At 66.9% G+C, this 12,344-nt stretch carries 12 protein-coding genes; 6 read left to right on the plus strand and 6 right to left on the minus strand.

The annotated features are described in order from the left end of the window. Positions 1-80: 80 nt before the first annotated feature. Entirely contained in the window at positions 81-1,331 is a 1,251-nt protein-coding gene (locus Cte04_RS09095; protein WP_066475671.1) for an Hsp70 family protein, read from the plus strand. 62 nt (positions 1,332-1,393) lie between these two features. On the opposite strand, the gene rsmI is transcribed toward Cte04_RS09095, so the two are convergent. After that, positions 1,394-2,317 carry a 16S rRNA (cytidine(1402)-2'-O)-methyltransferase gene (gene rsmI, locus Cte04_RS09100; RefSeq protein ID WP_066475675.1) on the minus strand — a complete coding sequence of 308 codons (924 nt, stop codon included), beginning with the start codon at positions 2,315-2,317 and terminating at the stop codon, positions 1,394-1,396. Here rsmI and Cte04_RS09105 point away from each other — a divergent pair. From Cte04_RS09105 to Cte04_RS09115, 3 genes are all read left to right on the plus strand, one after another. After that, entirely contained in the window at positions 2,317-2,730 is a 414-nt protein-coding gene (locus Cte04_RS09105; protein WP_066475676.1) for a YraN family protein, read from the plus strand. The genes rsmI and Cte04_RS09105 overlap by 1 nt on opposite strands. Positions 2,731-2,849: 119 nt before the next feature. Beyond that, the gene (locus Cte04_RS09110; RefSeq protein WP_066475678.1) at positions 2,850-3,458 is read left to right on the plus strand and encodes an SIS domain-containing protein; all 609 of its coding nucleotides are present in this window, start codon (positions 2,850-2,852) and stop codon (positions 3,456-3,458) included. Next, positions 3,455-4,105, plus strand: a complete 651-nt coding sequence (locus Cte04_RS09115) for a BON domain-containing protein (RefSeq protein WP_066475680.1) — start codon at positions 3,455-3,457, stop codon at positions 4,103-4,105. The genes Cte04_RS09110 and Cte04_RS09115 overlap by 4 nt, the downstream gene beginning before the upstream one ends. A 74-nt stretch (positions 4,106-4,179) precedes the next feature. Here Cte04_RS09115 and Cte04_RS09120 read toward each other — a convergent pair whose 3' ends face one another. The 3 genes from Cte04_RS09120 to Cte04_RS09130 form a co-directional block, all read right to left on the minus strand. After that, positions 4,180-5,091: an NAD(P)-dependent oxidoreductase gene (locus tag Cte04_RS09120; protein ID WP_066475687.1), complete on the minus strand. Its 912-nt coding sequence runs from the start codon at positions 5,089-5,091 to the stop codon at positions 4,180-4,182. Positions 5,092-5,223: 132 nt separating this feature from the next. After that, positions 5,224-6,360, minus strand: a complete 1,137-nt coding sequence (locus Cte04_RS09125) for a PilT/PilU family type 4a pilus ATPase (RefSeq protein WP_066476167.1) — start codon at positions 6,358-6,360, stop codon at positions 5,224-5,226. A 126-nt stretch (positions 6,361-6,486) separates the two neighbouring features. Continuing rightward, the gene (locus Cte04_RS09130) at positions 6,487-7,530 is read right to left on the minus strand and encodes a type IV pilus twitching motility protein PilT (RefSeq protein WP_066475689.1); all 1,044 of its coding nucleotides are present in this window, start codon (positions 7,528-7,530) and stop codon (positions 6,487-6,489) included. A 39-nt stretch (positions 7,531-7,569) separates the two neighbouring features. Between Cte04_RS09130 and Cte04_RS09135 the strand changes: the two genes are divergently transcribed. Next, the gene (locus Cte04_RS09135; RefSeq protein ID WP_066475695.1) at positions 7,570-8,301 is read left to right on the plus strand and encodes a YggS family pyridoxal phosphate-dependent enzyme; all 732 of its coding nucleotides are present in this window, start codon (positions 7,570-7,572) and stop codon (positions 8,299-8,301) included. Between the two features lie 142 nt (positions 8,302-8,443). On the opposite strand, the gene Cte04_RS09140 is transcribed toward Cte04_RS09135, so the two are convergent. Both Cte04_RS09140 and Cte04_RS09145 read right to left on the minus strand, forming a co-directional pair. Then, entirely contained in the window at positions 8,444-9,688 is a 1,245-nt protein-coding gene (locus tag Cte04_RS09140) for a branched-chain amino acid ABC transporter substrate-binding protein (RefSeq protein ID WP_066475699.1), read from the minus strand. Between the two features lie 39 nt (positions 9,689-9,727). Then, on the minus strand, positions 9,728-10,477 hold the full coding sequence (locus Cte04_RS09145) for a TetR/AcrR family transcriptional regulator (RefSeq protein WP_066475701.1): 750 nt from the start codon (positions 10,475-10,477) through the stop codon (positions 9,728-9,730). A gap of 164 nt (positions 10,478-10,641) precedes the next feature. On the opposite strand from Cte04_RS09145, the gene Cte04_RS09150 reads away from it, so the two are divergent. After that, entirely contained in the window at positions 10,642-12,240 is a 1,599-nt protein-coding gene (locus Cte04_RS09150) for an AMP-binding protein (protein WP_066475703.1), read from the plus strand. The last annotated feature ends 104 nt before the right edge of the window (positions 12,241-12,344 follow it).

The raw sequence follows: 12,344 nt of genomic DNA on the forward strand, positions 1-12,344 counted from the left end.
GAATAGCGTCCCTTTGCCGATGCGCAGCCCACAGCAGGTGGGCATTTTTTATGGCGGCCGCCCGGGCTGCGCCACCTTCCATGACGTTTGCTTTTTCCGCCGCCACACTGGGCATCGATTTCGGAACTTCCAACTCGGCCGCAGCCTGCCGGGTGCCGGGCCAGGCTGCGCGCCTGCTGCCGCTGGAAGGCGGCGCCACTGGCATGCCCACGGCGCTATTCTTCAATACCGAGGAACAGCGCACGCATTTCGGCCGCGATGCCATGGCCCAGTACCTGGAAGGCGAGGAGGGGCGGCTGATGCGCTCGCTCAAGAGCCTGCTGGGCAGCAGCCTGCTGCAGGAAAAGACCGCGGTGCATGGCAGGCTGGTGAGCTACCAGGACATCATCGGCATCTTCCTCAGGCATGTGGCCGACCAGGCCCGGCACGCTCTGGACGGCCGTCTGCCCGAGCGCGTGGTGCTGGGCAGGCCTGTGCACTTCGTCGACGCCCATCCCGAGCGGGATCGCCTGGCGCAGGAGTCGCTGGCCGCCGCGGCGCGCACGGCCGGGCTGGGCGAAGTGAGCTTCCAGCTGGAGCCGATCGCGGCCGCGCTGGACTACGAGCAGCGCCTGGAGCGCGAGTCCGTGGTGCTGGTGGTCGACATCGGCGGCGGCACCTCGGACTTCACCGTGGTGCGCCTGGGGCCCGAGCAGGCCCGCCATGCCGACCGTACGCAGGATATCCTGGCCACCACGGGCGTGCACATCGGTGGCACGGACTTCGACCACCGGCTCAATGTGGAGCAGCTCATGCCGCTGCTGGGCTATCGGCACCTGGGGCCCAGCGGCCGCGAAGTGCCCAGCCGCGTGTTCTTCGACCTGTCCACCTGGCATCTGATCCAGTGGCTGTATTCGCCCAAGGCGCCGGCCTCGGCCCGCGCGCTGCGCAGCGACTACCGGGACCTGCATCTGCACCAGCGGCTGATGCGGGTCCTGGAGGCGCGCGAAGGCCACCGGCTGGCCAATGCCGTGGAGCAGGCCAAGATCGCAGCGTCGAGCCGCCATGCGGCCGCAGCGGTGGAGCTGGGCTGGCTGGAGCCGGATCTGGCCGCCGAGATCACGCCCGAAGTGCTGGGCCGCCAGTTGCAGGGACTGCTGCAGCAGGTCGTGGCCTGCGCGGCGGAATGCGTGCAGCAGGCCGGTGTCGCGGCGCCCGATGCCATCTACCTGACCGGCGGCTCGTCGGCGCTGCGCACCTTGCGCGATGCCCTGCGGCGGCAGTTTCCAGGTGTGCCGCAGGTCGAGGGCGACCTGTTTGGCGGCGTGGCCACAGGGCTGGCCTACGCCTGATGCTTATCTAAAATAAGAGCTGCAATCGCTTGATGGACAAGCGTTTCATGCGAATTTGGCCTTTACTCGTTTTCGGGCGCACGCTTGAGTTCCAGCGCACGCTCGTACAGCGTGTTGCGGCCGGCGCCGGTGATTTCGGCGGCCAGCTTGACCGCGCTCTTGGTCGGCAGCTCGGCCAGCAGCAGCTGCAGCACGCGTTCGGCCTCGCCCGATTCCTGCTGCCGGGCCACGGGGTGCAGCACGACGGCGAACTCGCCTTTCACGCGCTGGGGCGAGGCCTGCAGCCAGGCCGCCAGCTCGGAGGCCGGCATGGTGGCAATGTCCTCGAACTGCTTGGTGATCTCGCGCGCCAGCGTCACCGGGCGCTGGCCCAGCTGTGCGAGGGCCTGCGCCAGATCGACGATGCGGTGCGGCGCCTCCAGCAGCACCGTGCAGCGCGCCTCGCCGGCCAGCTGCTGCACGGCGGCCAGGCGCTCGGCATTCTTGGTGGGCAGAAAGCCAGCGAACACGAAGCCGTTTTCCCCCTGGGCCGGCGTGACCGCGCCGGCCACGCTGATGGCCGAGGTCACGCTGCTGGCGCCCGGCAGCGGGATGGCGCGCAGCCCAGCGGCCTGAACGGCCGCGCACAGGCGCGCGCCGGGATCGCTCACGCCCGGTGTGCCCGCATCGCTGACATAGGCGATGCGCTCGCCCTGCTGCAGGCGCGCAATCACCTGCTGGGCGGCTTCGGCCTCGTTGTGCTGGTGCACGGCCAGCAACTGGCCGCCCGGGCGGTCCAGGCCGTAGCTGCGCAGCATGCCCTGGGTGTGGCGGGTGTCCTCGCAGGCCACGCAGTCCGCGATCTGCAGCACATGCAGGGCGCGCAGGCTGATGTCGGCCAGATTGCCGATGGGCGTCGCCACCACATACAGGGCTCCCTGCGGATAATGCTGGGACGCGGCCGCATCGCGCGCGGCTGTCAGTGCGGAGGCGAAAGAGGTAGTCAATGGATTTCCTTGGAAAAAAGCCTGCCGGGGCTGGAGCTTCTACGGCAACCACAACGCAGCGCGGGCAGCTTGCGGAGACGCAGGCGCTGGCCTATCTGCAGGCGCGCGGCCTGAAGCTGGTCGAGCGCAATTATCGGACGCCGGGCCGCGGCGGCGGCGAAATCGACCTGATCCTGCGCGACCGCGACGGGTCTCTGGTCTTCGTCGAAGTGCGCAGCCGCAACACCGACCGCTTTGGCGGCGCGGCGGCGAGCATAGTCGGCGCCAAGCGGCAGCGCATCGTACTGGCCGCCAGGCACTATCTGATGAAGCTGGGCGCGCCGCCGCCGTGCCGATTCGACGTGGTGCTGGTGGACACTTGCGGCGGCGGTGCCGGCGTGGAGTGGCTCAGGGCGGCCTTCGACGCCATGTAGCCACGGCGTTCCGTCCGGCCGCGGGGCCGGCAACTCGCAAATCACAGATGCGCAAATAACGGTTGGCTACCAAAGAGATCACAAGGGGAATAGCGGCCGGCAGTTATCATCGGGCCTCCATGCTAGAGCAACGAATCCAACAGCATTTCATCGACAGCGCCGACCTCAAATACCAGGCGGCCCAGGCGCTGAGCCAGCCCATCGCGGCGGCGGTGCAGGCCATGCTGGCCTGCGTGACGGGCGGCGGCAAGGTGCTGGCCTGCGGGGCCGGGGTATCGGCCAGCGATGCGCAACTGTTCGCCTCCCTGTGCGTGACCGGCTTCGAGCGCGACCGGCCCGAGCTGGCGGCCATCGCCCTGGTATCGGACGGCGGCCTGCTGGGCACGGTGGGCGCCACCGGCTCCGGCGGCAACGCCACCCAGTACCTGGCGCGCCAGGTGCGCGCCCTGGGCCAGCCCGGCGACCTGCTGCTGGTCATGTCGGTCAGCGGCAATGATGCGGCCGTGCAGGAGGCCGTGGATGCCGCCCACGAGCGCGACATGATGGTGGTGGTGCTGAGCGGCCATACGGGCGGCAATCTGGCGGCCATGGTGCGCGAGACCGATGTGCTGATCTGCGTGCCGCATGAGCGCGCCGCACGCGTGCGGGAGACCCATACATTGATACTGCACTGTCTGGCCGACGGTGTGGATGCACAGTTACTTGGTGATCAGGAGATGCCTTTATGAAATTGCAAAAGCGTGTGGCCTGTGCAGCCTTGCTGGCTGCAGTACTGGGCGGAGCGCTCAGCGGCTGCGTGGCCCTGGTCGGCGGCGGCGCCGCCATGGCCGGCATGTCGGCCATAGACCGGCGCACCACGGGGACCCAGGTGGAGGACCAGGGCATCGAGCTGCGTTCGGGCAACCGCATCGCCGAGACCATGGGCGACAAGGCGCGCGTGGAGGTGACCAGCTACAACCGCCAGGTGCTGCTGACCGGCCAGGCCGGCAATGCCACGGACAAGCAGACCATCGAGCGGCTGGTGCGCGAGCAGCCCACGGTGCGCAATGTCTACAACGAAATCGAGGTGGCGCCGTTCACGGCCACGCTGGGCCAGCGCTCCAAGGACACCATGATCACCGGCCAGGTCAAGGCAAGCCTGGTGAATGCCAAGGACATATCGGCCTCGGCCATCAAGGTGGTGACCGAGAACAACGTGGTCTACCTCATGGGCATCGTCACGCCGCGCGAGGCCAAGCGCGCAGCCGAGATCGCACGCGGCGTCAACGACGTGAGCAAGGTGGTGCGCCTGTTCGAGGTGGTCAGCGAAGAGGAGCTGGCGGCCATGCAGCCCAAGTCGGCGCCCGTCACGCAGGACGGCAGCGACGCGAACTGAGCGCCCGGCCACGGCGTTTGCCGCATGCATGAAAAAAGCCGGAGCAGTCCGGCTTTTTTCATGGGCGTGCCGGTTCAGCGCAGTCGCTGGATCAGGCTCGAGATATCCCAGCGCTGGCCGCCCATGTCCTGGATGTCGCCATAGAACTGGTCGACCAGGGCCGTCACCGGCAGGCGTGTGCCGTTGCGCCGGGCCTCGGCCAGCACCAGGCCCAGGTCCTTGCGCATCCAGTCCACGGCAAAGCCGAAGTCGAACTGGCCTGCGGCCATGGTCTTGCCGCGGTTGTCCATCTGCCAGCTCTGGGCGGCGCCCTTGCCGATCACGTCCAGCACCCTGGGCATGTCCAGGCCTGCGCGCAGGCCGAAGGCAATGGCCTCGGCCAGGCCCTGCACCAGGCCGGCCACGCAGATCTGGTTGACCATCTTGGTCAGCTGTCCCGAGCCGCTTTCGCCCATATAGGTGAAGGCGCGCGAGAAGGCCTGCGCCACCGGGGCCACCTGTGCAAACACCGCTTCGTCGCCGCCGCACATCACGGTCAGCTGACCGTTGGCGGCACCGGCCTGGCCGCCGGAGATCGGCGCATCGATGAAGTGCAGGCCGCGTCTTTGCGCCTCGGCATACAGCTCGCGCGCCACCTCGGCCGAGGCCGTGGTGTGGTCCGCGAAGATGCTGCCGGGCTGCATGCCGGCAAACGCTCCATCGGGCCCCAGGACCACCGAGCGCAGGTCCGCATCGTTGCCCACGCAGCAGAACACGATATGCGCGCCCGCGGCCGCCTCGCGCGGCGTCGGCGCATGGCGGCCGCCCGCAAATTCAGCCGTCCAGGCCCGGGCCCGGGCCTGCGTTCGGTTGTAGACCGTGACCTGGTGGCCGGCGCGCGACAGATGGCCGGCCATGGGATAACCCATCACGCCCAGGCCCAGAAAGGCCACGGATTGCGCGGGTGTGGCGGCGTAGCTGCGGGCGGCGATGCTGGCTGTGCTCATGGAATCCTCGAAGTCTTGTTGCGAAAAAGGCGGGCCATGTTACCGCCCGCGTGCATGGAGACCGGGGCGGCACATGCCGGTGGCTGCCCGCAATGGCTGATCCGGGGAAGGCGCGCCCGCGCTTCCGGAGGATCAAACAATCGTCAGATGCTCGGTGCCTGCGGCCAGATCCTGGGACTTGGCGCGCTGGCTGTTGAGCTTGATCTGCAGGCGCAGGTCATTGACCGAGTCCGCATTGCGCAGCGCGTCCTCATAGGTGATGAGGTTGGACTCGAACAGGTCGAACAAGGCCTGGTCGAAGGTCTGCATGCCGATGTTGCGGCTCTTTTTCATGATCTCCTTGATCTCCGCCACTTCGCCCTTGAAGATCAGGTCCGCGATCAGGGGCGAGTTGAGCATGACCTCGATGGCCGCCACGCGCCCCTTGCTGTTTTGCTTGGGCACCAGGCGCTGCGAGACCAGGGCGCGCAGGTTCAGCGAGATGTCCATCAGCAGCTGGGGACGGCGCTCCTCGGGGAAGAAGTTCACGATGCGGTCCAGCGCCTGGTTGGCGCTGTTGGCGTGCAGCGTGGCCAGGCACAGGTGGCCGGTTTCCGAGAAGGCGATCGCATGCTCCATGGTCTCGCGGTCGCGGATTTCGCCCATGAGGATGACATCGGGCGCCTGGCGCAGCGAATTCTTGAGCGCGGCTTCCCAGCTGTCGGTGTCCAGCCCCACCTCGCGCTGCGTGACCACGCAGTTCTTGTGCGGATGCACGAATTCGATGGGGTCCTCCACGGTCACGATATGGCCGAAGGAGTTCTCGTTGCGCCAGTCCACCATGGCGGCCAGCGTGGTCGACTTGCCCGAGCCTGTGGCGCCGACCAGAATGCACAGTCCGCGCTTGGTCATGGCCACTTCCTTGAGCACCTGGGGCACGCCCAGGCCGTCGATGGTGGGCAGCGTCATCGGAATGGTCCGCAGCACCATGCCCACGCGGCCCTGCTGCATGAAGGCATTGACGCGGAAGCGCCCCACGCCGGCCGGCGAGATGGCGAAGTTGCACTCCTTGGTCTGCTCGAAGTCCGCGATCTGCTTGTCGCTCATGATGGAGCGCGCCAGCGTCAGCGTGTGCACCGGCGTCAGCGGCTGCGGCGAGACCTTGGTCACCTTGCCGTCGATCTTGATGGCCGGAGGGAAATCCGCGGTGATGAACAGGTCGCTGCCGTTGCGGCTGACCATGAGCTTGAGCAGATCGTTGATGAATTTGCTGGCCTGATCTCTTTCCATGATCACTCCTTGACGCGGCGTCAAAATTGGCATGAGCCAAGTGAGAGACGCCGAGCAAGAGCCGCCTCGCGGCGAGGGCGTCGTCCCCCTTGGGGGAAGCGGCAAAGCCGCTCAGGGGGTAATGGGTTACCCAGGAAAATTTTCGGGAATCTTGGCCTTGCTGCGGGCCTCGGCCGGGCTGATCAGATTGCGGCGGACCAGATCGGTGAGGTTCTGGTCCAGCGTCTGCATGCCCACGTTCTGGCTGGTCTGGATGGTGGAGTACATCTGCGCCACCTTGGCCTCGCGGATCAGGTTGCGGATGGCGCTGGTGCCCAGCATGATCTCGTGGGCCGCCACGCGGCCCTGGCCGTCCTTGGTCTTGCACAGCGTCTGCGAGATCACGGCCTGCAGCGATTCGGACAGCATGGCGCGCACCATCTCCTTTTCCTCGGCCGGGAACACGTCGATGATACGGTCGATGGTCTTGGCCGCGCTGCTGGTGTGCAGCGTGCCGAACACCAGGTGGCCGGTCTCGGCCGCCGTCATGGCCAGGCGGATGGTTTCCAGGTCGCGCATTTCACCCACCAGGATGGCATCCGGGTCCTCGCGCAGCGCGGACTTGAGCGCTGCCGAGAACGACAGCGTCATGGGGCCGACCTCGCGCTGGTTGATCAGGCACTTCTTGGATTCGTGCACGAATTCGATCGGGTCCTCGACCGTCAGGATATGGCCGTACTCGGTCTCGTTGAGGTGGTTGATCATGGCCGCCAGCGTGGTGGACTTGCCCGAGCCCGTGGGGCCGGTCACCAGCACCAGGCCGCGCGGCTTCAGGGCCAGGTCGCCGAAGATCTTGGGCGCGTTGAGCTGCTCCAGCGTCAGGATCTTGCTCGGAATCGTACGGAACACGGCGGCCGCGCCGCGGTTCTGGTTGAAGGCGTTGACACGGAAGCGCGCCAGGCCTTCGATCTCGAACGAAAAGTCCACCTCGAGGAACTCTTCATAGGCCTTGCGCTGGGCATCGCTCATGATGTCGTAGACCATGGCATGCACGGTCTTGTGGTCGAGCGGATCGACGTTGATGCGGCGCACATCGCCATGCACGCGGATCATGGGCGGAAGGCCCGCCGACAGATGCAGGTCCGATGCCTTGTTCTTGACGCTGAAAGCCAGCAATTGCGTGATGTCCACGGAACTCCCCCCTTTTTGTTTGGTACTCTGGCGGCAATTATGACGACGATTGAAAACAATCTAGGACAGATTCACGCCCGCATCGCCGCGGCTTGCGGGACGGCAAACCGGGCTGTGACTTCGGTGCAACTGCTGGCGGTTTCCAAGACCTTCGGAGCCGATGCCGTGCGCGATGCCGTGCTGGCCGGGCAGCGCAGCTTTGGCGAGAACTACATCCAGGAAGGCGTGGACAAGAGGGCCGCCGTGCGTGCCATGGGCCTGCCCGGCGGCGAGGCGCTGCAGTGGCATTGCATAGGGCCGATCCAGAGCAACAAGACGCGGCTGGTGGCCGAGAACTTCGACTGGGCGCAGACCGTGGACCGGCTGAAGATCGCCGAGCGGCTGTCGGCCCAGCGCCCCGAGGGCATGGCGCCGCTCAATGTCTGCATCCAGGTCAATGTCGATGGCGGCGAGACCAAGTCCGGCGTGGCGCCGGACCAGGCGCTGGAGCTGGCCCGCGCCGTCGTGGCGCTGCCGCGCCTGGTGCTGCGCGGCATCATGAGCATTCCCGACGATGCTCCCGGTTTCGAAGCGCAATGCGCAGTTCACAAAAAGGCTGCAGCCGTTTTCGATGCCATCAAGGCCAGCGGCCTGCCGGGGCTGGCGCAGTTCGACACCCTGTCCATGGGCATGACGGGCGACCTGGAGGCCGCCGTGGCCGCGGGCAGCACCATGGTGCGGGTGGGCAGCGGAGTGTTTGGAAGGCGCGCCTATGGTACGCCCACCCCCTGAGGCGCTGCGCGCCTTCCCCCTCTCTCGCTTTGCGGGAGGGGGACGACAGCCTCGCTGCGGGGCGGCCCTTGCTTGCTGTCTCTGGCGTGAGGCCGCGCCCGGTGCAAGCTTCAGTGGCAGAGACTAAAGCCTATCTCTATTTTTATGGCCGCTTCATCTGGCACTCGGTCGGCAGCTCCACCTGCTGCGGCGTGTAGACGGCGTCGGTGCGAAAGCCGTAGTTTGTGCCTTCCCAGCCGGTCTTGACCAGCTTGCCGTCCACGGGCGCGATGGTGTTGACCACCTGGGGCAGCAGCAGCTGGTGGTCCTTGCCGCGCATTTTCACGGGGCCGACGATGGTGTCTATCTGCAGGTCTTCCAGGGCCTTGGCGATCTTCACAGGTTCCGTGGACCGGGCCTGTGCGACGGCTGCGGCCAGCATGCGCGGCACCAGGTCCATGCGGGGGGCGAGAAAGTCCTTGCCCGTCCGGGCCTTGTAGTCCCTGGCGCGGGCGTCGGCCTGGGGACGGTCGGCCTGGCCCGGATGCCATTCGGCCACCCAGGTCAGCTGGCCTATCCTGGTCTGCGAAATGGAGGTCACCGTGCCCGGAAAGCCGCCGGCGCTGTGGTTGAAATAGCGCAGGTTGTAGCCCGAGTCGGCAGCGGACTTGAGCAGCAGCGCCAGATCCTGGCCCCAGTTGCCGGTGATGACCGAATCCGCTCCGGCTTCCTTGATCTTGGCCACATAGGGCGCGAAATCCTTGACCCGGCCTATGGGATGCAGGGTCTCGCCGACGAACTGGATGTCGGGCCGCGCCTTGCCCACCAGGTCCCGGCCGTAGTGGGCCCATTGCTTGCCGTGGGCATAGTCCTGGTTGAGCAGGTAGATCTTCTGGATCGCGGGCTGGGTCTTGATGTAGTTGGCAATGGCCTGCATGCGCATGGCCGTGTTGGCGTCGAACATGAAATGCCAGAAGCTGCAGGACCTGCCCGTGAGGTCGGGGTCGATGGAGGAGTGGTTGAGCACCAGCACCTCCTTGCCCGGGTTGCGCTGGTTGTAGCGCGACGCGGCCTGCACCAGCGCCGCGACGACCGAGGAGCCCGATCCGCCCGTGACCACCACGCGCGCACCCTGGTCTATGGCAGCCTGCAGCGCGCTCTGGCTTTCCTGGGCCGAGAGCTTGCTGTCGAACTGCAGCAGCTGCAGCTTGTCGCCGTTGTACAGCCCGCCCTTGGCATTCACGTCATCCACCGCGTACTGCACATGGTCGCGCATCAGCTCGCCGGTGCTGACGAAGGGGCCGGACAGCGGATCGATGAAGGCGATCTTGAACGGCTCGGCAGCCTGCGCCGACAGCGCGGCGGTGCAGGCCGCGGCGGCGGCGAGAGCGGAAATGCGGATGGGCATGGGCTTGTCTCCTGTGGATGTTGATGGCGCCTGGGTCGGCTATGCGGGGCTGCCCGGCGGCTTGGCTGCGGCTTTCTTCCTGGCCCGGGCCGGCTTGGCGGAAGTCGCCGGCGGGGAGGCGGAAGAGGCGGAAGAGGCGGAAGAGGCGGGCACGGCTTGCAGACCCAGCACGCGCGAGGCCAGCTCGGTCAGCTCGGCCACCATTTCCGCGGCGCCCAGGCGTCCGCCGGGGCGGTACCAGTTGTAGAGAAAGCCGGGCAGGCTGCAGGCGGCCTGGGCGGTGATGCGCGTCTCGCGGAAATGGAAGTGGCCGCTGGCGCGCCCTTGCTCCAGCAGTTCGCAGAACTGCCTGTAGAACTGCCGGGCCAGCGTGCGCGAGGCCTTCTGGTAGGCCGGGCTGAAGGCCTGGGGCTCCCGGTAAGGGAAGAAGCCCGCCGGATAGTGGGCGATGGTGGCCGCGATCAGGCGCTGCAGCCCGTCGATGGCCTTTTCGTGCGCGGGGCGTGGATCGTCGGCCGCGAAGTCCAGCACCGTGAAGCAGGCCTCTGTGGGAGCCCAGCACAGGGTCTCGAAGATTTCCTGCTTGTTGCGGAAGTAGTAGTAGACGAAGGGCTTGGTCACGCCCAGCGCCTGCACGATCTGCTCGATCGTGGTGTTGGCATAGCCGTTGCGGTCGAACAGGGCTTCGGCGGCCTTGAGTATGCGTTCGCGTTTTTCGTCGGAGCCCGCCGTGGGCAGGCGCTGCCTGCCGCGCGGCGAGACCGGAGCTTTTCTGGGGGCGCTGGGCATGCGTCTGGTGTGTGTCGCTAGAGTTATACCGATAGGTAGCATTGTTCTACCGACGGGTATATATTGGCAAGACATGGAGGCGGGGCAAGGCCTATGGCAATCCCTGAGAGCGCGCTACAAAGCACGCCGCGCCTCGCGTTCCACCAGACACCCAGGAGACAACCATGGCTGATTCTGAGTCCCTCATTCCCCTGCATGAGGCCTTGCGGCGCAATGCGCGCAACCATCCCGGGCGCGATGCCTACATCTGGTACGGACAGCACATCAGCTGGCGCCAGATGGACGATGCCAGCGACGCCGTGGCCGCGCGCCTGCAGGCGCTGGGCGTGAAGAAGGGCGAGCCCGTGGCCCTGTTCATGAACAACTGCCCGCAATACATCGTGGCCCACTACGCGGTGCAGAAGATAGGTGCCATCGTCTGCCCCTGCGGGCCGCTGAACAAGGAGCACGAGCTCGAATACCAGCTGGTCGACCTGCAGGCGCGCGTCATCATCGCGGCCGACGTGCTGCTGCCCATCGTGGACAAGGTGCGCGCCACCACGGCGCTGCAGCATGTGCTGGCCGTGCGCTATGCCGACTGGCTGCCCGCACGGGCCACGCTGCCGCTGCCGGCCGAGCTGCAGGCGCCCGTGCAGCCGCTGCCGCAGGGCGTGGAGTCGGTCTGGGACATCATGCACGGCGGTGCCCGGCCCGCGCCCGTGGACGTCTGCCTGGACGACGTGGCGCTCATGACCTATACCTCGGGCACCACGGGCCTGCCCAAGGGCGCCATGCTCAGCTACGGCAACGCGGCCAGCAAGACTGCGGCGGCCTCGTCCTCCACCGGCGTGACCGATGCCGACGTGCTGCTGGCCGTGGCGCCGCTGTACCACATCGCCGGCATGTCCATGGGCGTGAACATGCCCGTGCACTCGGGCGCGGTCTGCGTGCTGCTGCACCGCTTCGATCCGCTGGCCGTGGCCCAGGCGCTGGGGCGCTACCGCGTGACCTGGTGGTACAGCATCGCGCCCATGAACGTGGCCGTCATGCAGCTGCCCGGCGTGGAGAACATGGACTTCAGCTCGCTGCGCCGCAATACCGTGACCAGCTTCGGCATCACCTATACCCGGGAGCTGGCCGAGCAGTGGAAGCGCTTCACGCCCAACGCCATATCCAGCGAGGCCTCATATGGTCTGAGCGAAACCCACACCATGGACACCTCCATGCCCGGCGACGCCATCCGCTGGGGCACGCACGGCAAGCCCCAGCCGGGCAACGAGATCCGCATCATCGACCCAGAGACCGGCGCGCAGATGCCGACGGGCGAGGTGGGCGAGATCATCATCCGCGGCCCGGGCAACTTCAAGGGCTACTGGAACAAGCCCGAGGCCACGGCCAAGACGCTGAAGAATGGCTGGGTCCACACGGGCGACATGGGCCGCATCGACGCCGACGGCTACCTCACCTTCATCGGCCGCTTCAAGGAAATGATCAAGGTCTCGGGCTACAGCGTGTTCCCCGAGGAGGTGGAGACCATTCTCATCAAGCATCCGGCGATCGCGCAGGCCGCCGTGATCGGCGTGCCCGATCCGCAAAAGGGCGAGGTGGTGCGCGCCTTCATCGTGAGAAAGCCCGGCCAGGCGCTGGAGGCCGAGGAGCTGCTGGCCTGGTCCAGGGACAACATGGCCACTTACAAGGCGCCGCGCGAGGTGCGCTTCATCGATGCGCTGCCGGCGACGGGCGCGGGCAAGGTGCTGCGCCGTTTCCTGCGGGATATCGAGTGAGGTCTTCGGTTGTGCATGCACATGTTGGCTGGTCAAGCCGCATGTTGATGTTCAGGACGGAGGCCGGGTTCCGCCCCGGCCTCCGTCCTTCAAGCAAACGTGCT

Source organism: Comamonas terrae (assembly GCF_001544075.1).
GTDB classification, from domain to species: Bacteria; Pseudomonadota; Gammaproteobacteria; order Burkholderiales; family Burkholderiaceae_C; genus Comamonas; species Comamonas terrae.

Excerpts from the sequence above, each read along its gene's own strand:
- Cte04_RS09095 (WP_066475671.1), top strand. The coding sequence starts at position 81 with ATGACGTTTGCTTTTTCCGCCGCCACACTGGGCATCGATTTCGGAACT.
- Cte04_RS09105 (WP_066475676.1), top strand. The coding sequence starts at position 2,317 with ATGGATTTCCTTGGAAAAAAGCCTGCCGGGGCTGGAGCTTCTACGGCA.
- Cte04_RS09110 (WP_066475678.1), top strand. The coding sequence starts at position 2,850 with ATGCTAGAGCAACGAATCCAACAGCATTTCATCGACAGCGCCGACCTC.
- Cte04_RS09115 (WP_066475680.1), top strand. The coding sequence starts at position 3,455 with ATGAAATTGCAAAAGCGTGTGGCCTGTGCAGCCTTGCTGGCTGCAGTA.
- Cte04_RS09120 (WP_066475687.1), bottom strand. The coding sequence starts at position 5,091 with ATGAGCACAGCCAGCATCGCCGCCCGCAGCTACGCCGCCACACCCGCG.
- Cte04_RS09125 (WP_066476167.1), bottom strand. The coding sequence starts at position 6,360 with ATGGAAAGAGATCAGGCCAGCAAATTCATCAACGATCTGCTCAAGCTC.
- Cte04_RS09135 (WP_066475695.1), top strand. The coding sequence starts at position 7,570 with ATGACGACGATTGAAAACAATCTAGGACAGATTCACGCCCGCATCGCC.
- Cte04_RS09140 (WP_066475699.1), bottom strand. The coding sequence starts at position 9,688 with ATGCCCATCCGCATTTCCGCTCTCGCCGCCGCCGCGGCCTGCACCGCC.
- Cte04_RS09145 (WP_066475701.1), bottom strand. The coding sequence starts at position 10,477 with ATGCCCAGCGCCCCCAGAAAAGCTCCGGTCTCGCCGCGCGGCAGGCAG.
- Cte04_RS09150 (WP_066475703.1), top strand. The coding sequence starts at position 10,642 with ATGGCTGATTCTGAGTCCCTCATTCCCCTGCATGAGGCCTTGCGGCGC.